18 protein-coding genes are annotated in these 23,464 nt (G+C 65.3%); 10 read left to right on the top strand and 8 right to left on the bottom strand.

Annotated elements, in window-relative coordinates:
• Positions 1-406: 406 nt before the first annotated feature.
• Entirely contained in the window at positions 407-1,159 is a 753-nt protein-coding gene (locus M0D43_RS12155; RefSeq protein ID WP_252164822.1) for a glutamine amidotransferase, read from the top strand.
• 59 nt (positions 1,160-1,218) lie between these two features.
• Complete coding sequence (locus M0D43_RS12150) at positions 1,219-2,118, top strand: BPSS1780 family membrane protein (protein ID WP_260807231.1); 900 nt, start codon at positions 1,219-1,221, stop codon at positions 2,116-2,118.
• A gap of 153 nt (positions 2,119-2,271) precedes the next feature.
• Here the strand turns inward: M0D43_RS12150 and tatC are convergent, their stop codons facing one another.
• From tatC to M0D43_RS12130, 4 genes are all read right to left on the bottom strand, one after another.
• On the bottom strand, positions 2,272-3,027 hold the full coding sequence (gene tatC, locus M0D43_RS12145) for a twin-arginine translocase subunit TatC (RefSeq protein WP_101365204.1): 756 nt from the start codon (positions 3,025-3,027) through the stop codon (positions 2,272-2,274).
• A complete protein-coding gene (tatB, locus tag M0D43_RS12140; RefSeq protein WP_252164820.1) occupies positions 3,024-3,626 on the bottom strand; it encodes a Sec-independent protein translocase protein TatB in 603 nt (200 codons plus the stop codon). Before tatB ends, tatC begins: the two co-directional genes overlap by 4 nt.
• Positions 3,627-3,641: 15 nt before the next feature.
• Positions 3,642-3,869 (bottom strand): Sec-independent protein translocase subunit TatA, encoded by a 228-nt coding sequence (gene tatA / locus M0D43_RS12135; protein WP_003484969.1) that lies wholly within the window; start codon positions 3,867-3,869, stop codon positions 3,642-3,644.
• A gap of 73 nt (positions 3,870-3,942) precedes the next feature.
• Positions 3,943-4,845, bottom strand: a complete 903-nt coding sequence (locus tag M0D43_RS12130) for a lipid-binding SYLF domain-containing protein (protein WP_260807230.1) — start codon at positions 4,843-4,845, stop codon at positions 3,943-3,945.
• A 151-nt stretch (positions 4,846-4,996) separates the two neighbouring features.
• Here M0D43_RS12130 and hemH point away from each other — a divergent pair, with 151 nt between their 5' ends.
• Together hemH and M0D43_RS12120 are read left to right on the top strand one after the other, a co-directional pair.
• Positions 4,997-5,962, top strand: coding sequence for a ferrochelatase (gene hemH, locus M0D43_RS12125; RefSeq protein WP_252164818.1), 966 nt, complete (start codon positions 4,997-4,999; stop codon positions 5,960-5,962).
• 2 nt (positions 5,963-5,964) lie between these two features.
• Positions 5,965-6,825, top strand: coding sequence for an alpha/beta fold hydrolase (locus M0D43_RS12120; protein WP_252165045.1), 861 nt, complete (start codon positions 5,965-5,967; stop codon positions 6,823-6,825).
• Between the two features lie 441 nt (positions 6,826-7,266).
• Here the strand turns inward: M0D43_RS12120 and M0D43_RS12115 are convergent, their stop codons facing one another.
• From M0D43_RS12115 to ttcA, 3 genes are all read right to left on the bottom strand, one after another.
• Positions 7,267-8,052 carry a YgjP family zinc-dependent metalloprotease gene (locus M0D43_RS12115; protein ID WP_252164817.1) on the bottom strand — a complete coding sequence of 262 codons (786 nt, stop codon included), beginning with the start codon at positions 8,050-8,052 and terminating at the stop codon, positions 7,267-7,269.
• A 223-nt stretch (positions 8,053-8,275) separates the two neighbouring features.
• Positions 8,276-9,181 (bottom strand): recombination-associated protein RdgC, encoded by a 906-nt coding sequence (locus M0D43_RS12110; protein WP_260807229.1) that lies wholly within the window; start codon positions 9,179-9,181, stop codon positions 8,276-8,278.
• A 63-nt stretch (positions 9,182-9,244) separates the two neighbouring features.
• Entirely contained in the window at positions 9,245-10,162 is a 918-nt protein-coding gene (gene ttcA / locus M0D43_RS12105) for a tRNA 2-thiocytidine(32) synthetase TtcA (protein WP_260807228.1), read from the bottom strand.
• A gap of 601 nt (positions 10,163-10,763) precedes the next feature.
• Here ttcA and xylA point away from each other — a divergent pair.
• Entirely contained in the window at positions 10,764-12,101 is a 1,338-nt protein-coding gene (xylA, locus tag M0D43_RS12100; RefSeq protein WP_260807227.1) for a xylose isomerase, read from the top strand.
• A gap of 224 nt (positions 12,102-12,325) precedes the next feature.
• Here xylA and M0D43_RS12095 read toward each other — a convergent pair whose 3' ends face one another.
• A complete protein-coding gene (locus M0D43_RS12095) occupies positions 12,326-13,393 on the bottom strand; it encodes a LacI family DNA-binding transcriptional regulator (protein ID WP_252164815.1) in 1,068 nt (355 codons plus the stop codon).
• Positions 13,394-13,569: 176 nt separating this feature from the next.
• On the opposite strand from M0D43_RS12095, the gene M0D43_RS12090 reads away from it, so the two are divergent.
• Genes M0D43_RS12090 through M0D43_RS12070 form a run of 5 tightly spaced genes read left to right on the top strand, consistent with a single transcriptional unit; the run spans position 13,570 to position 23,402 of the window.
• Positions 13,570-15,765 (top strand): alpha-glucuronidase family glycosyl hydrolase, encoded by a 2,196-nt coding sequence (locus M0D43_RS12090; protein WP_252164814.1) that lies wholly within the window; start codon positions 13,570-13,572, stop codon positions 15,763-15,765.
• Complete coding sequence (locus M0D43_RS12085) at positions 15,762-17,726, top strand: sialate O-acetylesterase (RefSeq protein WP_252164813.1); 1,965 nt, start codon at positions 15,762-15,764, stop codon at positions 17,724-17,726. Before M0D43_RS12090 ends, M0D43_RS12085 begins: the two co-directional genes overlap by 4 nt.
• Positions 17,727-17,737: 11 nt before the next feature.
• The gene (gene manD, locus M0D43_RS12080; RefSeq protein ID WP_252164812.1) at positions 17,738-18,997 is read left to right on the top strand and encodes a D-mannonate dehydratase ManD; all 1,260 of its coding nucleotides are present in this window, start codon (positions 17,738-17,740) and stop codon (positions 18,995-18,997) included.
• Between the two features lie 23 nt (positions 18,998-19,020).
• Complete coding sequence (locus M0D43_RS12075) at positions 19,021-20,691, top strand: glycoside hydrolase family 43 protein (RefSeq protein ID WP_252165044.1); 1,671 nt, start codon at positions 19,021-19,023, stop codon at positions 20,689-20,691.
• 59 nt (positions 20,692-20,750) lie between these two features.
• The gene (locus M0D43_RS12070) at positions 20,751-23,402 is read left to right on the top strand and encodes a glycoside hydrolase family 3 protein (RefSeq protein ID WP_313905460.1); all 2,652 of its coding nucleotides are present in this window, start codon (positions 20,751-20,753) and stop codon (positions 23,400-23,402) included.
• The last annotated feature ends 62 nt before the right edge of the window (positions 23,403-23,464 follow it).

Here is a 23,464-nt window from a genome sequence, read left to right as displayed (position 1 = left end):
TGCGACGCCCGCTGCGCGTTGGGCCATGGCCCCAACACACTGCATGGATTGAACGCATGGGATGCGGCACGCCGGCACGGCGACGTGCTCCGCAGCCGTCAAGCACGGTATTCGGATGGTTATGCACGATTCGATGTTTTTCCAAACCAATCCCGCCGAACCCTGCGTCGACCTGACCACAGCGACGGCGCAAGGGCACTGTCATTGCAGCCGTGCGTTTTTCTGCCGATATCCAAGACATGCACCAGTCAGCGACCACCGCTACCATCATCAGCGTTTCGCTGCGAGGGAATCAGGACATGTCATTCGGTAATGACCCGCAGCGCGCGTATTGGAGTGCCGCTTGAAAAAAACGCGTCGCTGCCGCCTACAATCGGGGGCATCTGTTGTGTCCGGATCTTCGCGCATGTCCGTTTTGCCGTTCCTGATCATCGAAACCGGGCACCCCGTGCCGGAGATGAAGCGATACGGCCGTTTCCAGCACTGGATCCGCGTGGCGGCTGGGCTGGCCGAGCAGGAAACGGTGGCCATCGACGTCGCCAATGGTGACGCGCTACCCGACCCCGCCGACTTTGCCGGCATCATCGTCAGCGGCTCGGCCGCGTTCGTCACCGACCGCGCGGACTGGAGCGAGCGCAGTGCGCAGTGGCTGCGCGACGCCGCCCATGACGGCAAACCGTTGCTGGGCATCTGCTACGGACACCAATTGCTGGCGCACGCGCTCGGCGGCGAGGTCGACTACAACCCAGCCGGGCGCGAATCCGGCACCATCGCGCTGGAACTGGATCCGCCGGCTGAGCAAGACCCTTTATTTGCAGGCCTTCCGCCGCAGTTCCCGGCCCATGCCACCCATCTGCAGACGGTCGTCCGCGCCCCCGATGGCGCCGTCGTGCTGGCGCACTCGCGGCAGGACCGCTGCCATGCCTTCCGCTGGGGCCAGGCCACCTGGGGCGTCCAGTTCCATCCCGAATTCGCCACCCACCACATGCGCGGCTACGTGCAGGCGCGTGCCGACTGCATCGCCCGCCATGGGCGTTGCGCCCGCACGGTCGCCCGCGAGGTCACCGCCGCTCCCATCGCCCGCAAGTTGCTGCGCCGATTCGTGCATCACGCACGCGGCCTGCAAACAGTGAACGCTCGTCCCGCCGCGCACACGTAAAAGCAGCGATAATCGCGTGACGCCGGATGGTCCGGCGCGCGTATCGATCCGGAATGGGAATGAGCGAAATTCGTAAGGTGCCGGCATCTGCCGGCGCAGAGTGGCTATTGACCGGTTTCTCGCTGTTGAAGCGGGCGCCGCTGGCGCTTGGCTCGCTGGGGGTGATCTGGAGCGTGGCCGCCTCGCTGGTGGTGTCGCTATCGGTGCTGGTACCACTGCTGGGCCCGGCCCTGCAGTTTTTGCTAGTGCTGGCCGGCCCACTGTTCATGGGCGGCCTGCTATGGGCCATCCGCGAAGTGGACGAAGGCCGCATCGCCAAGCCATCGCATCTGTTGCATGGCCTGCAGGAAGGCCGCGCGCCGCATCTGCTGGTCTCGCTGCTGCCGCAGCTGATCGCCGGTTTGCTGCTGGGCGTGCTGTTGCTGGCGATGATCGGTGCCAGCGGCCTGCACCAGCTGTCCGAAGTGATGGTCAAGATCAACCAGATCAGCCAGTCCGGCGCGCAGCCGGATCCGGTGCAGATCGAGCAACTGGCGGCCAGCCTGCCGGCCGGGCGCATCCTGCTGTGGCTGCTGCTGACCATCGCCACGTTTGCGGCGATGACGCTGGCGCTGTTCGTGATGCCGCCGCAGGTGATGTTCAACCGCAGCACCGGCGGTCATGCGCTGCGCGAAAGCCTGCGCGCCAGCCTGCACAACCTGCCGGCGATGCTGGTGTTCTTCGTGCTCGCCTTCATCGCCATCTTCGCGATTTATTTTGGTGTGATGATCGTGGCGCTGATCGTCGGCCTGGTCGCCGGCCAGACCGTGGCAATGTGGCTGGCCCAGCTGCTGTTGATGGCCGTGCTGATGCCAGTGTTCGCCGGCTCGGTGTACGCGGCATGGAAGCAGATGTTCGGCCATGAAGACGCCGTCGCCCAGCCAGCCCCTCCATCACGGCCGGATGTGTTTGTGGCCTGAGTCACGCGCTGGCATTGCTGAGGCGTAGCAAAAAAAGCCGCTCGAAAGGGCGGCTTTTTTTATGTTCCTTTCGGGTGGATGGTGGTGCAGTCACCCTCGGCACAATCGCGCATATGGCATCGACCATGCGCACGAAGGACGCAGCCTTCTGGCTCAACTAGCAGCGCTGGACGCCGCATCCTTCGGCGCCACCGCACGTGAGGCCATGATGCCCAGTTCGTAGAGCAGGCACATCGGGATGGCCAGCATCAGCTGCGAGACCACGTCCGGCGGGGTAAGCACGGCAGCCAGGATGAAGATGCCGACGATGGCGTAGCCGCGGCCTTCGCTGAGCTGTTTCGGCGTAACCCAGCCCAGCAGCACCAGGATCACCAACGCCACCGGCAGCTCGAAGCTGGCACCGAAGGCGAAGAAGATGGCGAGAACGAAATCCAGGTACGAATTGGCGTCCGGGGTAATGGCGATCACGTCCGGCTTGAACGTGGTCAGGAAGTGGAACACCGCTGGCAACACCAGGAAATACGCGAACGCGCAACCGAGGTAGAACAGCGCCACCGCCGAGGCCAGCAACGGAAATGCCAGCTTTTTCTCACGTTGGTACAGGCCCGGCGCCACGAATGCCCAGGCCTGATACAGCAGCCACGGCACGCTAAAGAACACCGCCACGAAGAAGGTCAGTTTGAGCGGGGCGAAGAACGCGCCGGCCGGGTTCATCGCGATCATCGTCTGCCCCAGCGGCAGCTGTGAGATCAGCGGTGCGGCCAGCCATGAGTAGATCGCCCGCGAGAACGGCAGCAGCGCCAGCAATACCACGCCCAGACCGATCAGCGCCCGTACCAGGCGGGCGCGCAATTCGACCAGATGCTCGATCAAACTGCTTTCGGCCTGTGCGTCGTCGAACAGGCTCACGGCTGTTTCTCCTGGATCTTGGTCGGCTTGATCGGCAGCGCAGCCGGTGTGCCCGCATCGACGGGCGCGACGCTCACCGGCGCAGGCGCGCTGGTGAGATGCGCGGCGTGCGGCGCCGGCACGACGGTGTCGTGGGGAGCCGGGACCAGGGTTTGATGCGGCGCTGGCGCAATGGGTTGGGCCTGCGCAATCACGGGCGCGGAGGGTGCAGGTGCAGCCGCATCGAGATGCGCGCTGGAAGACAAATCTGCATGCGCCAGCTCCAACGGCGTTGCCACCGGCGTGGCGCTGCTGCGGATGTCGATATCACGGCTGACGTCATCATGCAGCGCGCGGGCGCCCTGCTCGACTCGCTGCTGGGAGTTGCGCAGCTGGTCTTCGGCCTCGCGCAGCGAGGCCTGCACATCCTGAAGGCTGCGCTTGAGCTCTTCGGCCTCGAGTTCGCGTTCGAGTTCCTGCTTGACCGAATCCCACTGCATGCGCGCACGGCGCACCCACAATCCGGCGAATCGGGCCGCCTTGGGCAAACGTTCTGGGCCGAGCACCACCAGGGCGACGACCGCAATGAGCGTCAGTTCGCCAACACCTATGTCAAACACCGACGACGCTCCGGATCAGCGCGCGTCGCGGTCGCGTTCGGCCTGCGCCTCACGCGCCTGCTCGGCAGTGCGGGAGTCGTCGCCGAGCTTGCCGGCCGGCTTGTCGTCGTCGTGCATGCCTTTCTTGAATTCCTTGACCGCGCTGCCGAGGTCCTTGGCACCGCTGGTGAGCCGCTTGGTACCGAACACCAGCAACACGATCACCAGCACGATCAGCCAGTGCCAAATGCTGAAACCGCCCATGATCTGCTCGCTTGCTGAAGAAGAAGGAAGACGCAGGATACCCCAGCGCACCGCGCAGGGGGATGACAGTGCTTTAGCGGTTACCGTCTAGTGATTCGGTGCGGATTTCGCCCTCCGACACCGGCTGGAAACCTTGCTGGGCGGGCGGCGTAGCGCTGGGCTGCATCGGCACGGTGCTGGCTTCGTTGGCCGGCGGCACATTGGTCGGTTGCTGCGCCTGCGCCGGTGGCGGGGTCTGTGGACGCGGTGCCGGTGGCGCGCCAATCGCGGCGTCGGTGCCGCGATTGGCGCGTGCGGTGTAGGTGGCCTCTTCCAGACGGTCGCGGAAGGCGATCACATCGGTGGAGGGGCGCTCGTTGGTGCGGCCTTCGAAGATCATGCGCGGGGTGGCGCCGCCGCCATAGGCATTGAGATCGGCGGCATCGTCGATCTGCAGGACCGCGCCGTCCAGCGCAACGCCGGCGAACAAGCCGCGGGCGCGCGACCAGGACCAGATTTCGGCCTTGAGCTGGCCATCGGTTGCCGCAGCGGCGTTGCGGCCAACCGGGCCTGCGGCCACGCCGGCGTCGGCGCCGAGGGTGAATTTGCCGTTGACGATGTTGTCCAGGCTGCGGTCGTTGCGGAACACCAGCACCACGTCGGACGACTGCACACCGGCCTGGAAACCGATGCTGCCGCCGGTGAGCTTGACGAACACCGGCTGCGACCAGCTGCCGTCGGCGTTCTTCATCGACATCAGGCCGTGGCCGCGACGGCCGCCGATCACCAGACCGGCCTTGAGCGTATCGGGAATGACCACGATGGCGCGCGCTTCGTCCAGCAGCTTGTCCGGAATGGCCTGCTCGGGGATCTTCATGATCTCGGTGAGCACCCGCACCGCATTACGTGCGCGCTGGTCTTCTTCCGGGCCGGCGACGGCATGGCCGGCGACGAACGTCAGCGACAACAACAGGGCCAGGCGCGACAAACGAGGCATGACAGGCTCCAAGGGATATTCCGTTAAAGATAGCAATGCCGCGACGTTAGTGCCGGCGCAATGAATCGGTGGTGAGCGCAACCGGCATGGAAGTGGGCCGATCACAGCGATCGTTGCGCTGTTGTCGGCAGCGGTGCCCGGCTCTGCCAGAATGGTGCGCATGAACACGACACCCGATACCGCCCTGCTGGTCGTCAACCTCGGCACCCCCGAATCGCCGACCGCCCCGGCCGTGCGCCGCTACCTGGCCGAGTTCCTCAGCGACCGCCGCGTGGTCGCGATTCCGCCGCTGTTCTGGAAGCCACTGCTGTACGGAGTGATCCTGCCGATCCGCGGACCCAAATCGGCCGAAAAATACGCCAAGGTGTGGTTGCCGGAGGGCTCGCCGCTGGCGGTCTACACGCGCCGCCTGGCCGAGGGCTTGAAAGCGGTGATGTCCGACTGGCATGTGGAATGGGCCATGCGCTACGGCGAGCCGGCATTGCGCAAGACGCTGGACGGGCTGCGCGCAAGCGGCATCAAGCGCATCGTGGTGCTGCCGCTGTATCCGCAGTATTCCACCACCACCACCGCCTCGATCCAGGACGTGGTGGATGCATGGCGCCCGAGCGCGCCGGAGATCGCAGTGGAGGTGATCCAGGACTATTGCGAAGACGCCGGCTGGGTGGCGGCGATCGCCGAGTCGATCCGCGCGCACTGGCAGGCGCATGGGCGCAGCGAGAAGCTGATGTTCTCCTTCCACGGCCTGCCGCAGCGCGTGGCCAATGCCGGCGACCCGTATCCGCAGCAGTGCGAACGCAGCGCGCAGGCGATCGTGGCGGCGCTGGGGCTGGGAGCGGACGAGTGGCAGATGGGCTACCAGTCGCGCTTTGGCGCCGAACGCTGGCTGCAGCCATACGCCGAACCCACATTGTGGGCGCTGGCCGAAGGCGGCGTGCGCAGCTTCGATCTGGTCTGCCCGGGCTTTGCCACCGATTGCCTGGAAACACTGGAAGAAGTGGCGCTGGGCTTTGCCGAAACGCTGGCCGAGCGCGGTGCCACGCTGAGCTACATCCCCTGCCTCAATGCCAGCGATGCGCATGCGCACGCGCTGGCCAAGGTGGCGCGACGCGCGTGAGGTTGGAGCCGTTTGCGTGCGACCTGGCCATTGGCCGGGTCACCGGATTGCGCAACCCGGAGCGCGGCCCGCGCCGTGTGCTGGCCTTGCACGGCTGGCTGGATAACGCAGCCAGCTTCGTGCCGCTAAGCGCGCATCTGCACGCGCACGAGTTGGATCTGGTGCTGCTGGATCTGCCCGGCCATGGCCACAGCACGTGGCTGCCGGTGGGCGCCGAGTACACGCTCAGCAGCGCGATCGCCATTTTGTTGCAGGTTGTCGACGCACTGGGCTGGGATCGCTTCACCCTGCTCGGCCACTCGCTGGGCGGCGGCGTTGCCAGCCTGCTGGCCGCCGGCGCACCGGAGCGCGTGGAGGCCTTGATCGCCATCGAAATGCTGGGCGCACTGGCCGAGCCGGTGGAAAGCACCGCAACACGCCTGCGCGATGCAGTGGCCTCGGCGCGCACGCTGGCAGAGCGGCCGCTGCGGGTGTTTCCGGCGATGGAGATGCCGGTGCGCGCGCGCATGATGGCCAATCAGCTCACCGAGCCGGCTGCACGGCTGCTGGTCGAACGCGGCGTGCGCGTGGTGGAAGGCGGCTACAGCTGGTGCAGCGACCCGCGCCTGACCCTGCCGACCGCCATCCGCATGACCGAGGCACAGATCGACGTGCTGCTGGCCTCGATTGCCTGCCCCACCCAGGCAATCTTCGCCACGCCCGCACAGCCGTATTTCCCGGCTGCGTTACGCGATCACCGCGTGGCGATGATGCGCGATGCGCGCCTGCACCTGCTGCCGGGCAGGCACCATGTGCATATGGAAACGCCGGCAACGGTGGCGACGGTGATCAAGGAGTTTTTGGATGCGTTGCCGCGAGCGTGATGTGCCGATGCGTCGCACGCAGGTGAACTGGACCCATGGCAGAGGCCGCCCGTGTCGTCAGCGCCCTTGAATCCTTCGATTCGTGGCATGCGCCGTGGACATTTATCCAAGTGGTGCGTGCGGCGTCCCACTTGGACGCGGACGATCGCATTCTGTTGGAACAGGCATGGACGGCTGCGTGTCACGCAGACCACTGGATGTCGGCACGCACGCTGGAGGCAGGTGTCGCGACCGCCGAAAGCGCCCTGTCAAAATGCGTTGCCTGGTTGTCACCGCTGGCCTGCCGACAACTTGCAAGGGGGGCGTCTTACGCGTGGCGCTAGCGATTACATCCACACGCGCATGGCCACCTGGATTGCCGTGTTGACACATTGCCTGTACGCAAGCGCGTGCCAGCGCTGCAACAAACACCGCTTCTCAGCGACGCGCGCTGCGCCTGCGTTATTCGGCATGCAGCAAGCGGCGCAGCTGCGCCTTGAGCTGGCGGCCATGTTCGTGGAAATAACTGCGCTCATCGCGCCAGGTGGGGAAGCGTTGTTCCACTTCGGACCAAAAAGCTGCCGAATGGTTGGCCTGCACCAAGTGACAGAGCTCGTGCACCAACACGTACTCGAACGCAGACGAACGGCCGAGCACCAGCGCCAGATCCAGCGCCATCGAGCCGTCCGGTGCGAGCGAGCCCCACTGCGAGGACATCACTTTGAGGCGCAGCCGTGCCGGTGCGCGTGGCAGGCCGGGCAGATAATTCGGCAGCCAGCGACCGACATCGGCGCGCGCCTGCGCTTCGTAGAATTCTTTCAAGGTGCGGCGTAGACCGGCGTCGCCCAGGCGGGTGGGCACGTAAAACTGCGCGCCGTCGTCGGTGATGTCGATGCGTGCGTAGCGCCCTTCGTGCCAGCTCAACGGCAGCAATGCACCGCGCAATGGCAGTTGCCCGGGTACGCCGCGCTCAAGCGCAGGAAATGCATCGACTTGCTGATACCGCGACAGCTGTGTGCTCAGCCACTCTAGATGCGCATGCAGAAAGCGCTCGCCGGAAATCAGGCTTGCGCGCAACGGCAAGGTCAGGCGCGCGCCGCGTTCATCGACACTGAGTTTGATGCGTCGCGCACGTGGGTCGCGCACGCGCAGCACCTCGATGTCGCGGCCTTCCAGTTGCACGCGCACGCAGTCGCGCTCGACAACTTGCGAGGGCGGCGCAATCAGGCGGCGGACGGGCTTGAACATGCGCACAGGATACCGCTGCGATGTGTCAGGCGGTGAGACGTCAGCGACGACGTCACACATGCATCCGTAAAGTCCTTGCGGCTGTCTCGTTCAGACAAAAGTCGATGCCGTCCTACCCGTCGCCGCGTCATGCGCAGCGCAGCGGCTTGGCCATGTCGACACCTGCGCCACAGGCGGCGCGCTGCGACGCCAGATGCCGACAACAGCATCTGGCGCGCATCGATCACTCGGCCTTGCTGAGCTTCAACGCCGTTTCCAGCAGCAGGAACAGCCGGCGGATTTCGGCGCTCATCAGCGCAAAGCGGGCGTCGAGTTCGGCGCGTGCGCCGTCGTCTTCGCTGTGTTCGAGCTGGTCCAGTGCGCCGTCGAGGAACTTGAGCTTGCGGATCACCAGATCGTCGCCGAGCACGAACGACAGATTGTCGTCCAGCACCAGCGCCAGCTTGGTGACCTGCTTGCCGGCTTCCAGGTGCTTGTCGATCTCGTCGCCGCGCAGTTCCTGGTGCTGGCACTTGACCACCGCGCCGCCTTCGATCGGGTCCTTCATTTCGCACTCTTCGCCCAGGCTCAGGCCTTCGGGCAGGGGTTCGCCGGCGATCCAGCCGGTGAGGATGGCGCGCGGGGCGACTTCGGCATTGAGCGGCAACGCCGGGAAGCTGCCCAGCGCGCCGCGGATCTCGCTCATCACGTTCTCGCCGCTCTTGCGGCTGGAGCTGTTGACCGCGATATACCCGTGCTGCAAGTCCAGGATGGCATCGGTGCGCGAGCTCTTGACGAAGGCGCGCGGCAGCAGCTCATGGATCAGGTCGTCCTTGAGGCGCTTGCGGGCCTTGCCACCGGGGCGACGGCCTTCCTTTTCCTCGATCTCGGCGACCTTGCGCTCGAGCAGATCGTTGACCACCGCGCCGGGCAGGATCTTGTCTTCACCGCCGACGGTGAGCCACAGGAAGTCTTCCAGGCGGTGCGAGAGCACTTCCTGCTCGTCGCGGCCGAACGGGGAGATGAAACCGCGCGAACTCATTTCCAACGGGCCGACCGGCTTGAGCTGCACTGGCGGCAGCAGCGTGTCGATCTGCGAAAAATCCAGGGTGGTGGGAGAGCGGAACAGGGTGAGGTTGCGAAAGAACATGCGTTGGACCGAATGAGGAAAAACGTGGAGGGTGGAAGACTGCCGCCAGCCGGATCGGCTGCGTCAGTCGCTATCGTGGGTGGCGTCGCTGGCCGACAGCCACGCGCTGGAATCAGGCGCAAAACCGGGCGGCGCATCGCCGCTGCGGCCCAGCGCCAAAAAATCGAACAGCGTGCGGTCGGCCAGTTGTTCGGGGCGGACATCGCCCAAGGCGCGAGCGATCTGATCGACGCGCCCGGGCTGCTCGCGGTCCCAGTGTTGCAACATCTTGCCGACTTGCTGGCGCTGCAGGTTTTCCTGGCTGCCGCACAGGTTGCACGGAATGATCGGGAACTGCCGCGCCTGCGCGTACGCAGCGATGTCGGCTTCACGCACATAGGCCAGCGGGCGGATCACCACATGCGCACCGTCGTCGCTGCGCAGCTTGGGCGCCATCGCCGCCAGCCGAGCGTGGTGAAACAGGTTCATGAAAAACGTGGCGACGATGTCGTCGCGGTGATGGCCGAGTGCGATCTTGGTGACCCCGTGCGCTTGCGCATAGGCATACAGCGCACCACGCCGCAGCCGCGAGCACAACGAACATAGGGTCTTGCCGGCCGGGATCACCCGGCTGACCACCGAATAGGTGTCCTGCTCGACGATGTCGAACTGCACGCCCAGATCGCGCAGATAGGCCGGCAGCACATGGACCGGGAAATCGGGCTGCTTCTGGTCCAGATTCACCGCCACCAATGTGAACGGCACCGGCGCCTTGCGCTGCAGGTGCAACAGCATGTCCAGCAAGGTGTAGCTGTCCTTGCCACCGGACAGGCACACCATGATCTTGTCGCCGGGCACGATCATGCCGAAATCGGCAATCGCCTGACCCACCTGGCGTTGCAACCGCTTGCCCAGGCGCAGCTGCTCACGCTGCAACCGCTGGCGCGGGTCGCGCGGCGCGGGGTCGGCCAGGGGTTGCGGCATCGGCAGGACAGCGGTCATAAGCCGGCCATTGTAGCTGCCGGGGGGATTGGGATTGGGATTGGGATTGGGATTGGGATTGGATCGTGAGGCCAAGGGTGGCTGCCCCCATCCGCCCTCCGGGCACCTTCCCCCGCCAGCGGGGAAGGGAGCAAGCCCTCGTCTACGGGAGCGCGCCTCCCACCCAGCCCTCTCCCGGCAACACACTCTCCTGATGGCCCCTCTCCTGATGGTCCCTCTCCCGCACGCGGGAGAGGGTGCCCGAAGGGCGGGTGAGGGCCGTACGCCTCCGATCCACCAACTGCCGGCCATCGCCACACCCTGAAACTACGCAACAGCTCGCATCTCGCAGCGCAGCAAGCCTTTCGGCGGCGGGCTGGGTAAAGTCCGCAGGACCGTTTCAGCTGGGATCGGCATGACACCTTCGGCTTCGCTGTATGGCGCGGCTTTTTTCAGTCGGTTTTTTGGTAGCGCTAACATTTACGTGCATTGCATAGCAGTACGCGCATGCACAGATGCGCTGCAGCGACGCGGCGCTACCGACCGTTGCGCGTGCCAGCGCCGCTGGTGTGTCGATGCATCCCTCTCCCCCATGACGTCCCTTTCTGCAGGAGTCCACCCCATGAGCAATACCATTTTCATCGGCGGCAAAGAATATTTCCCCGGCATCGGCAAGATCGGCTTCGAAGGCCGCGATTCGGACAACCCGCTGGCGTTCAAGGTCTACGACGCCAACAAGCAGATCGGCGACAAGACCATGGCCGAGCATCTGCGTTTTGCCGTGGCCTACTGGCATAGCTTCTGCGGCAATGGCGCCGATCCGTTCGGCCCGGGCACGCGTGCGTATCCGTGGGATGTGGGCAACAGCGCGCTGGCGCGGGCCGAGGCCAAATCCGATGCCGCCTTCGAGTTCTTCACCAAGCTCGGCGTGCCGTATTACTGCTTCCACGACATCGACCTGTCGCCCGATGCCGATGACATCGGTGAATACGAGAGCAACCTCACGCACATGGTCGGCATCGCCAAGCAGCGTCAGGCCGACACCGGCATCAAGCTGTTGTGGGGCACGGCCAACCTGTTCTCGCATCCGCGCTACATGAATGGCGCCTCGACCAACCCGGACTTTAATGTGGTGGCGCGCGCGGCGGTGCAGGTCAAGGCCGCGATCGATGCCACCGTCGAGCTGGGCGGCGAAAACTACGTGTTCTGGGGCGGCCGCGAAGGCTATGCCTGCCTGCACAACACCCAGATGCAGCGCGAGCAGGACAACATGGCGCGCTTCCTCACCCTGGCGCGCGACTACGGCCGTGCGATCGGCTTCACCGGCAACTTCCTGATCGAGCCCAAGCCGATGGAGCCGATGAAGCACCAGTACGATTTTGATAGCGCTACCGTGATCGGCTTCCTGCGCCAGCACGGCCTGGATAAAGACTTCAAGCTCAACATCGAAGCCAACCACGCCACGCTGTCGGGCCACAGCTTCGAGCATGATCTGCAGGTGGCTTCCGATGCCGGCCTGCTGGGCAGCATCGATGCCAACCGCGGCAACCCGCAGAACGGCTGGGACACCGACCAGTTCCCGACCGATCTGTACGACACCGTCGGCGCGATGCTGGTGGTGCTGCGGCAGGGGGGGCTGGCACCGGGCGGCTTGAACTTCGATGCCAAGGTGCGGCGCGAATCGTCCGACCCGCAGGACCTGTTCCTGGCTCACATCGGCGGCATGGATGCCTTCGCACGCGGGCTGGAAGTGGCCAACGCGCTGCTGACCTCTTCGCCGCTGGAACAGTGGCGCGCCGAGCGTTACGCCAGCTTCGACAAGGGTGCAGGCGCCGACTTTGCCGCAGGCAAGAGCACGCTGGCCGATTTGGCCAAGCATGCTGCCGGCAATGCGCCCAAGCAGATCAGCGGCCGCCAGGAAGCGTACGAAAACCTGATCAATCAGTATCTGACGCGTTGATCATTGCCATTGCCCGCGTTTCGTTTAGCGAGGCGCGGGGGGGCGATGAGTGTCTGCGGTGCGGGGCCGTACCACGTACAACAATGCGACTGCCAGGAATGGCTGACGACGTTGCGTGCGGTAAGCAGGTGAGTGGACGCACGCCCGCAATCCCCGCGTGTTACATGCAGGCCGGTGACATGACCACGTCCGCCTTACAGCGATGCAGTCATCTGATCGCTACGTTACTCGGCCGCATCGTCAGCGGTCGGTGCGGCCACCGAATCCCGCTTGACCAGCAGGTGCGCGACCACATGATCGACCATCTTCGCCGTACGCTCCTTGGCGCGAATCGTCTTCAGCAAGATGTCCAGCGCGGCATCGGCCATGGCGGCAATGGGCTGCTGCACGGTGGTGATTTCGGGCCACACTGCAGTGGCGGCAGAGGTGTCGTCGAAACCGACCACCGACAGATCGCGCGGTACATCCAGCCCACGCCGATGCGCGACCGAGATTGCCGCGGCAGCCATGTCGTCGTTACTTGCGAAGATGGCGCTGGGACGGCGTTTGCGCGCCAGCAACTTTTCCGCGGCGACCAAGCCGGATTTGTAGGTGTAATCGCCCGGCTGCACCAGATGCCGATCCAGGCGCAAGCCGGCGTCTTCCAACGCCGCCTGAAAGCCTTCGAAGCGTCGCGCGCTGGCGGACAGGTTCGGATGCCCGGCGATGTAGCCGATGCGCGTATGCCCCTGTGCGATCAAGTGTTCGGTGATCTCTTTGGCGGCAGCAAATTCGTCGATGCGCACACAAGCCACATCCGGGCTGAAATGGTTGGAAGCGATCGCCACCACCGGCACCTTGGCGCGGACCAATTCCAGCACGGCGGCCCTGGACTCGCACAAGGGCGGCGGCAGGATGACTCCGGCGACGCCTTTGGCGAGCTTGCGTGCCGCCTTGCGTTCGGCATCGGCATCCAGATCGTCCCAGCAGTCGATCACCAGCTGGATCGAGGTACGCGAGGCAACCCGCAACACGCCCAGCAGCAACTCGCGCAAGTAGGCACCGCTGGGATCGCTATAGATCAACGCGATGCGCGTGCTCTGCGCGGCGGCCAATGCGCTGGCGGCAAGATTGGGCGTGTAACCCAGCTTGTCGACCGCACGCATGACCCGTTCGCGAGTGGCATCGCGCACGCTGCCGGTGTTGTTGACCACGCGCGAGACCGTCATCGGCGACACCTTCGCCAGCGCCGCCACCTCGTCGATGGTGGTCGCGCGGCTGGTGCGGCGGACCGATTTCCTGACCTTCTCCAAGCGTGGCCTCTTCAAATGCGAGCGAAAGCTGCGGGATGCACAAGCGCGGCTGCGGTAACGCGGGCGCCGAGTGCAGGGATGACAGTGCGAGCCATGGTACCGGGAAGCACGCAGAGCGGCGAGACGCGACTGCATGCACCCGTGACGCTGGAGCATGCCGCATGAGGGGGTCTGGCATGAAGCGGCATGCCGCCGACGTCGGCGCTTTTCCACTGCAGCGGTTGCTGCGGCTGGCGCTACTGTGCGGCGCCCTGCTGGCCGCCGTCAGCGCACGTGCGGAGGACGGCTACGACTTATGGTTGCGCTACCAGCCGCTGGCCAATGCCGCGCAATTGCGTGACAGCGCCAGCGCGTTGGTGGTCGTCGGCGACTCGCCCACCCTGCACGCAGCACGCGATGAACTGGCGCGTGGCCTGCAGGGATTATTGGGAAACACGCCGCCACGCGTGAACGCGGTAACGCGCGATGGCGCAATTGTGCTGGGCGCCGCCAGCGCGCCACAGATCGCTGCTTTACGGCTCGATACGCGTCGATTGGGCCGCGAGGGCTATCTGATCCGTAGCGCCAACGTGGATGGGCATCACATCACCGCCATTGTCGGCGGCAGCGATATCGGTGTGTTGTACGGCGCATTCCATCTGTTGCGTCTGCTGCAGACCGGGCAATCGCTCGTGGCATTGGACGTGCGTGAATCGCCACGCCTGCAACTGCGCATGCTCAATCATTGGGACAATCTCGATGGCCTGGTAGAGCGCGGTTATGCCGGTGCGTCGCTGTGGAACTGGCAGACGCTGCCCGGCTATCTGGATCCGCGCTACACCGACTACGCACGCGCCAACGCGTCGCTAGGCATCAATGGAACCGTGCTCAACAACGTCAACGCCAAAGCGTGGAGCCTGACACCGCAATACCTGGACAAAGCCGCGGCACTGGCGAAGGTGTTTCGCCCCTATGGCATTCGTGTGTTTCTCAGCGCGCGCTTCAGTGCACCCATCGAAATCGGTGGCTTGAAAACTGCCGACCCGCTGGACCCGCAGGTGCAGCGCTGGTGGCGCGACACAGCCAACGAGATCTACGCGCGCATTCCGGATTTCGGCGGGTTCTTGGTGAAGGCCAATTCCGAAGGCCAGCCCGGCCCGCAGGACTATGGACGCAGCCACGCCGACGGCGCGAACCTGCTGGCCGATGCACTGGCCCCGCATGGCGGGGTGGTGATGTGGCGCGCTTTCGTCTATTCGCATGAGCAGCCGGATGACCGCGCCAAGCAGGCGTACAGCGAGTTTGTGCCGCTGGACGGCGCCTTTCGCGACAACGTGATTGTGCAGGTAAAAAACGGCGCCATCGACTTCCAGCCACGCGAGCCGTTTCATCCGTTGTTCGGTGCGATGCGTAAGACGCCATTGATGCCGGAGTTCCAGATCACCAAGGAATATCTGGGGTTTTCCACGCATCTTGCATATCTGGGGACACTGTTTGCCGAGACCTTGCAGGCTGATACCTATAGGCGCGGCAAGGGCTCGACGGTGGCGAAGACGGTGGATGGCAGCCTGTTCGCCGATGCCAAAGGCACGCGGCTAACCGGCATTGCCGGTGTGGCCAATATCGGCGTCGATCGCAACTGGAGCGGCTCGATCTTCGATCAGGCCAACTGGTATGCGTACGGGCGGCTGGCGTGGGACCCGCAACTGTCGCCGCAGGCCATTGCGCAGGAATGGGCCCGCATGACCTTTTCCAACGATCCGGCGGTGGTCGAGCCAGTGGTCGGCATGATGTTGCGTTCGCGCGAAGCGGTGGTGGATTACATGACCCCGCTCGGCCTGCATCACCTGATGGGGCGCGGCCACCATTACGGCCCGGCCCCCTGGGATGCCGGCAGCGAACGTCCGGATTGGGATCCGGTGTATTACCACCGCGCCGACCGCAACGGGATTGGTTTCGACCGCAGCGCCAGCGGCAGCAATGCCGTTGCGCAATATGCGCCGCCGGTCGCGCGCGTGTTCGGCGATGTGCAACGCGTGCCCGAGCAGTTGCTGCTGTGGTTCCATCATGTGCCGTGGGAGCACCGCATGGCCTCTGGCAGGCCGCTGTGGGAGGAGTTGGTGTGGCGTTACGACCATGGCGTGAATGAGGTGGCTGCGATGCGCACGACCTGGCAGGGCCTGGCCGGCAAGATCGATGCACAGCGCTACCAGCAGGTGTCCGATTTTCTTGCGATCCAGCAGCGTGAGGCGCAGTGGTGGCGCGATGCCAGCATCGCTTATTTTCAACGTGTGTCGGGTCGCCCGCTGCCTGCAGGCGTGAGCCCGCCGGCGCATCCGCTGGCGTATTACCAGGCACTGACATTTCCATATGCACCGGGGAATCCGAAGTGAGCGCATGTCGCGTAAAGGTATTGATCGGGACGTTATCGGCGTTGTTGCTGCCGCACCTTGCCAGCGCTGCGGATACACCGCTGCTGCATCCCGTTTTCCAGGACCATGCGGTGCTGCAACGCGATGCGCCGATCCGCCTGTGGGGCGACGCGGCGCCGGGCACGCGTGTCACCGTGCAACTGGAGACTGCGCAGGTGCAGGCGCGCGCAGACCGGCAAGGGCACTGGGAGGCGCGCCTGCCGGCGCATGCGGCCGGCGGCCCGTACAGCCTGAAGGCCAGCTCTGCCAACGGTGTGGTGCAGCAGATCGACGATGTCCTGATCGGCGATGTCTGGCTGTGCTCGGGGCAATCGAACATGGAACTGCAGGTGCATCGCACGCTGGATTCGCGCAGCGAGATTGCCGATGCCGACCATCCCACCATCCGCATGTTCAAGGTGCCCGCGCAATCCAGCCCAACATTGCAACGCGGTTTCGGTGGCGCTGCAGCGTGGCAGCGCACCACGCCGGAGACGGTGAAGGACTTTTCGGCCGCGTGTTATTACTTCGCGCGTGAGTTGCAGAAGAGCGTCGATGTGCCGATGGGCTTGATCAACGCCTCATGGGGCGGTTCGCAAATGCAGGCCTGGATCGGCGACACGGCGTTGCGCGCAGCCGGCGACGATGGCCCGGCCCTGGATGTGCTGGCACGCTACGCAACCGACCCGGTCGCCGCTGCACCGCATTGGGCCGCGCTGTGGGAAACCTGGTGGCATGCGCATGGCGAAGGCGAGCCGTGGCAGCCGGATGCTCCCGGCGACTGGCAGAATGCGCCGCCGGCACTGGGCGCGTGGGACGACTGGGGCGTACCGCAACTGGTCGGCTTCAACGGCATGGTCTGGTACCGCACCAGCGTCGAACTGACACCGGCACAGGCCGCCCAGGACGCCACGTTGTTACTGGGGCCGGTGGACGAACTGGACCAGACCTGGGTCAACGGCCGTGGCGTGGGCAGCAGCTATGGCGCCGATCAGCCGCGTCGCTACGCGCTGCCGCGCGGACGGCTGCATGCCGGACGCAACAGCATCGTGCTCAATGTGCTCAACACCTATCGGCGCGGCGGCTTGCTGGGCGACGCGCAATCGCGCGCACTGCAATTTGCCGATGGCAGCACGCTGGCATTGGACGCGCCCTGGCAATACCGCATCGTGCCGCAGGCGCTGGGCACGCCACCGCGTGCGCCGTGGTCGTCGGCTGCCGGGCTGACCACCTTGTACAACGGCATGATCGCGCCGCTGGGACACCTGGGCCTGCGCGGCGTGTTGTGGTACCAGGGCGAATCCAACACCGGCGATGCGGCGCATTACCCCGCCCTGCTCAGCGCATGGCAGCGCGACTGGCGCCAGCGCTTCGGCGCGGAGCTTCCGTTGCTGGTGGTGCAGCTGGCCAATTACGGCGCACCGCCCACCCAACCGACCGAAAGCGGTTGGGCGCAATTGCGTGAGGCGCAGCGGCGCTTCGTCGTTCACGACGCACACGCAGGGTTGGCGGTGGCGATCGATATCGGCGACCGCTACGACATCCATCCGGCCAACAAGCAAGAGCTAGGCCGGCGCCTGGCGCGTGCAGCGCGGCGTGTGGTGTATGGCGAAGCGGTTGCTGCATCCGGGCCGGTGCCGCGCAGCGCTCACCGCGAGGGCGAAAGCGTGCGCATCGGCTTCGACGATGTCGACACCACGCTGCTGAGTTACGGCAACGACGCACCGATCGGCTTCGCGCTCTGCGGCGATGCTGCCGGCAGCTGCCGCTATACCAGTGCCACGCCGTCCGTGCGCGAGATCAGCCTGCGTATTCCTGCCGGCATGCAGGCCACGCGGGTGCGCTACTGCTGGGCCGACAGCCCGGTGTGCACCTTGTACGACCGCAGCGGCCTGCCGGCCGGCCCGTTCGAACTTCCCATCACCGCCACACCTTCCCCCTGAGCGAGATCACGATGTCACAGACTTCCGACTCCCCTGCACCGCTGCAAGGCTCCGCCCGCGATCGCGAGATCGTCGAGGCACGCGTCATCGTCACCTGCCCCGGCCGCAATTTCGTCACCTTGAAGATTCGCACGCGCTCGGGCATCACCGGCGTGGGCGATGCCACGCTCAATGGGCGCGAATTGGCAGTGGCTGCGTACCTGCAGGAACATCTGGTGCCGAATCTGATCGGCCGCGATGCCGGGCGCATCGAGGACATCTGGCAGTTCTTCTACCGCGGTGCCTACTGGCGGCGCGGGCCGGTGACGATGAGCGCGATTGCCGCAGTCGATGTGGCGTTGTGGGACATCCTGGGCAAGATGGCCGGCATGCCGCTGTATCAGTTGCTCGGTGGACGCTCGCGCGAAGGTGCGCTGGTCTATGGCCATGCCAATGGGCGCGATATCGCCGAAACCAGCGATGAAGTGGGCCGTTTCCGCGAGATGGGCTTCATCGCGATTCGCGCGCAATGCGGCGTACCCGGCATCAAGAAGACCTACGGCATTTCTGTCGGGGGCAAGCCGTACGAACCGGCCGAAAGCGAGCTGCCCACCGAAACCGCGTGGTCCACGCCGCGCTATCTCGGCGTGGTGCCCAAGTTGTTCGAGCAGTTGCGCAGCGATCATGGCGATGAGATCGAGCTGCTGCACGACGCGCATCATCGGCTCACGCCGATCGAAGCCGCGCGCCTGGGCCGCGATCTGGAGCCGTACCGGCTGTTCTGGTTGGAAGACGCCACCCCGGCAGAAAATCAGCGTGCGTTCGAAATCATTCGCCAGCACACCGTGACGCCACTGGCAGTGGGTGAAGTGTTCAATTCGATCTGGGACTGCAAGCACCTGATCGAGCAGCAACTGATCGATTACATCCGCACCACGATTGTCCACGCCGGCGGTATCACCCATGTCCGCCGGCTGGCCGATTTCGCTGCGCTGCATCAGGTGCGTACCGGCTTCCACGGCGCAACGGATCTCTCGCCGGTGTGCATGGGCGCGGCATTGCACTTCGACACCTGGGTGCCCAATTTCGGCATCCAGGAATACATGTTCCATTCCGACGAAGCCAATGCGGTGTTCCCGCATGACTACATGTTTCGCGATGGCCGCCTGCACTGCGGCGAGACGCCCGGGCATGGCGTGGACATCGACGAAGCGCTTGCAGCGAAGTATCCGTACGTGCCCAAGCAGTTGCCGATCGCGCGACTGGAAGACGGCGCGATGTGGGACTGGTGATGCGTGCGCTCCCCACCACGTGCGTGACGCTGCTGATGGCCTTGGCGGCGCCTGCAAACGCGCAGGCGCAAGCGTCTGCCGATGTCGCCTTCGATTGGTTCGACTACCGCGGCGACGATACGGTCTTCGCCACGCCGCTGCCGGTCGGGCACTACCGCAACCCGGTGCTGGCCGGGTTCTATCCCGACCCCAGCGTGACGCGTGCGGGCGAGCGCTATTACCTGGTCAATTCGACGTTTACGTACTTCCCGGCGATCCCGGTGTTCGAGAGCACCGATCTGGTGCACTGGACGCAGATCGGCAACGTGGTCGAACGCCGCGAGCAACTCGATTACGACGGGCTGCGCATGTCGCGCGGCATGTACGCCGCCAGCATCCGCCATCATGACGGGCGCTTTTACGTGGTGGGTACCTCGGTCGACAGCGGCGGCAACTTCATCGCCAGTGCCAGCAATCCGGCAGGTCCGTGGTCGGCACTGACGTGGCTGCCGAGCATCGATGGCATCGACCCGTCATTGTTCTTCGACACCGATGGCAGCGCCTATCTGCTCAACAACGGCCCACCGGAAGGCACGCCGTTGTACGACGGGCATCGCGCGATCTGGATGCAGCGCTTCGATATCGCGAAGAATGCGCCGGTCGGCCCGCGCAAGGTGTTGCTCAACGGTGGCGTGGATCTGGCCACCAAGCCGATCTGGATCGAAGGCCCGCACCTGTATCAGCGCGACGGGTGGTACTACCTCTCGTGCGCCGAGGGCGGTACCGGGCCGCAGCATTCGCAAGTGGTGTTGCGTAGCCGCAACGTGTGGGGCCCGTATGCACCCGCGCCGAACAACCCCATCCTGACCCAACGCGACCTGCCGGCCGAGCGCACGCACCCGATCAGCAATGCAGGCCACGTGGATCTGGTCGACACACCCGATGGGCAGTGGTGGGCGGTGTTTCTCGCAAGCCGTCCGTATAGCGGCGATCGCTACAATACCGGGCGCGAAACGTTTTTGTTGCCGGTGCAATGGCGCGATGGCTGGCCATCGATCTTGCCGGCGGGAAAGCCAATCCCCTACATCGCCAAGGCACCGGCTGGCATGCAAGCAGGTGCCGCGCAGGCGCCGTTGTCTGGCAACTTCGTCTGGCATGACGACTTCGACCGAGCCATCCTGCAGCGCGAGTGGCTGACCGTGCGCGTGCCCAAGCACGACGTGGCCGACCTGCGCACGCGTGCAGGCTGGTTGACGCTGCATGCCGACGTACAGGGGCTGGACAGCACCAGCACACCGGCGTTTCTCGCGCGCCGCCAGCAACATATGCGTTTCACCGCCAGCACCGCACTGGAGGTGCCGACGCAAGCTGGCGTACGTGCGGGATTGGCCGCATTTCAGAATTCCAATGCGTGGTACGCACTCGGCGCTCGCCGCGATGGCGACGCGGTGCAGGTATTTCTGGAAAAGCGCGATGGCGCAACCACCACCACGCTGGCGCAGGCGCGCATCCCGGCAATTGCACAGGTGCGGCTGCAAATCAGCGGCGATGGCGGAGCGTATAGCTTCGCCTTCGATGCCGATGGCCGCGGCTGGCAGTCGCTACGTCGCAACGACGATGCCGGCTTTCTCAGCACCGCACAGGCCGGCGGTTTCGTCGGCAGCATGATCGGGCCTTTCGCCCAATCGCACCCCGACCGCCCTTCACAGGACTGACCATGCCTTCGCATCCGCCCGCCCCGTTTCGTTCGCTCGCGCACGGTGTCCTGCTCGCACTGGGGTACGCCGTGGGCACTGCCCATGCCGCAACACCGCCGCCGTATCTGGATACCCAACGCAGTTTCGAACAACGCGCCGCCGATCTGGTGTCACGTATGACGCTGGAAGAAAAGGCCGCGCAGATGCAGAACGCTGCGCCGGCGATTCCGCGCCTGGGGGTGCCTGCCTACGATTGGTGGAACGAGGCGCTGCATGGCGTAGCGCGCGCCGGCGGCGCAACGGTCTTCCCGCAGGCGATCGGCATGGCCGCCACCTTCGACCTGCCGCTGATGCACGAGGTCGCCACCGCGATCAGCGATGAGGCACGTGCCAAGCACCATCAGTTTCTGCGCCAGAACCAGCACGCGCGCTATCAAGGGCTGACCTTCTGGTCGCCGAACATCAATATCTTTCGCGATCCACGCTGGGGTCGCGGGCAGGAAACCTACGGCGAGGATCCCTTCCTCACCGCGCGCATGGGTGTGACCTTCGTGCAAGGCTTGCAGGGCGAAGGCGCCGACGCACCGAAGAACGCCCAGGGCGAGAGCTACCGCAAGCTCGATGCCACTGCCAAGCATTTCGCCGTGCACAGCGGGCCGGAAGCCGATCGTCACCACTTCGATGCGCGTCCCTCGCAGCGCGACCTGTACGAGACCTACCTGCCGGCGTTCGAAGCACTGGTCAAGGACGGCAAGGTAGACGCGGTGATGGGCGCCTACAACCGCGTGTATGGCGAGTCGGCCAGCGCCAGCAAGTTCCTGCTGCAGGATGTCCTGCGCCAGCAATGGGGCTTCAAGGGCTACGTCGTCTCCGACTGCTGGGCGATCGTGGATATCTGGAAGCACCACAAGATTGTCGCCACCCGCGAACAAGCCGCCGCGCTGGCGGTCAAGCACGGCACCGAGCTGGAATGCGGTGAGGAGTATTCCACCCTGCCGGCGGCCGTCCACCAAGGCCTGATCGACCAAGCGCAGATCGATACCTCCCTGCAGACCTTGATGACCGCACGCATGCGCCTGGGCATGTTCGATCCGCCAGGGCAGTTGCCTTGGTCGACGATTCCCGCCTCGGCTAACCAATCGCCTGCGCACGATGCGCTGGCGCGACGCACCGCGCGCGAATCGCTGGTGCTACTGAAGAACGATGGCCTGCTGCCGTTGTCGCGGACCAAGCTCAAACGCATCGCGGTGATCGGCCCGACCGCTGACGACACCATGGCACTGCTCGGCAATTACTACGGCACGCCGGCCGCGCCGGTCACCGTGTTGCAAGGCATCCGAGCCGCGGCCCCGAATGCGCAGGTGTTGTACGCGCGCGGCGCCGATCTGGTCGAGGGGCGCGATGACCCTGCCGCCACCCCGCTGATCGAACCACAATACCTGCGGCCATCGGCCAACTCGCCCGAGCGCGGTTTGCGTGGCGAGTACTTTCGCAATCGCGAGCTGTCCGGCACGCCGGCCTTGGTGCGCGTGGATGCACAGATCGGCTTCAAGTGGGACCGCGGCTCGCCGACCGACAATCTGCTGGCGCGCGGCGAAGCCGGTCCGAGCGAGGCAGTGCCGGCCGATAACTTCAGCATCCGCTGGAGCGGTCAGCTGGTGCCACCGACCACCGGCACCTACCACCTGGAAGCGGCGGCCGACGATGGCGTGCGCCTGTACCTGGATGGCAAGCCGGTGATCGACCGCTGGAGCACCAGCGACCGCCTGCACGCCGACGGCGTCGATGTGCAGCTGCAGGCCGGCCGCACCTACGACCTGCGCCTGGAATACTTCGAAGGCGAACGTGATGCCGCCGTACGCCTGGCCTGGCGCCAACCTGGCGCCAGGCCACCGTTGCAGGAAGCGCTGGACGTGGCCCGCAGCGCCGACGTGGTGGTCTTCGTCGGTGGCCTGACCGGCGATGTCGAAGGCGAGGAGATGAAGGTGAACTATCCCGGCTTCGCCGGCGGCGACCGCACCGACCTGCGCCTGCCCAAGCCGCAGCGCGAACTGCTCGAAGCCTTGCAGGCCACCGGCAAGCCGGTGGTGGCGGTGCTGACCGCCGGCTCGGCACTGGCCATCGATTGGGCGCAGCAACACGTGCCCGCCATCCTGCTGGCCTGGTATCCCGGTCAGCGCGGCGGCACCGCGGTGGCCGACACCCTGTTCGGCGATGCAAATCCTGGCGGCCGGCTACCGGTGACGTTCTACAAGGAAAGCGAAACCCTGCCGGCGTTCGACGACTACGCCATGCATGGCCGCACCTACCGCTACTTCGGCGGCACGCCGCTCTATCCATTCGGCCACGGCCTGTCGTACACGCAGTTCGCGTATTCGGATCTGCGCCTCGACCGTAACACCGTGGGCGCCGACGGTTCGCTCACGGCCACGGTCACAGTGAAGAACACCGGCAAACGCGCAGGCGATGATGTGGTGCAGCTGTACCTGCATCCGCTCACGCCGCAACGCGAACGCGCAGGCAAAGAGCTGCGTGGCTTTCAACGCGTCGCCCTGCAACCGGGCGAACAACGCCAGCTGCGCTTCACCATCAACGCAAAGGATGCACTGCGCATCTACGACGAGCAGCGCAAGGCGTACGCGGTGGATCCTGGCGCATACGAGGTTCAGATCGGCGCTTCCAGCGCAGATATCCGCGCCAAGCAGCGCTTCACGGTGACTGACAAGTAGCAGCCGTTGATACGCTCGCCATGCGGCCGTGGGCAAAGAATCCCTTCGGCCGCGACTACCGT

The organism is Xanthomonas prunicola (assembly GCF_025266575.1).
Taxonomy (GTDB): Bacteria; Pseudomonadota; Gammaproteobacteria; order Xanthomonadales; family Xanthomonadaceae; genus Xanthomonas; species Xanthomonas prunicola.
The sequence above is the reverse complement of the archived record's forward strand: the minus strand, read 5'-3'. Positions and strand labels throughout refer to the sequence as shown.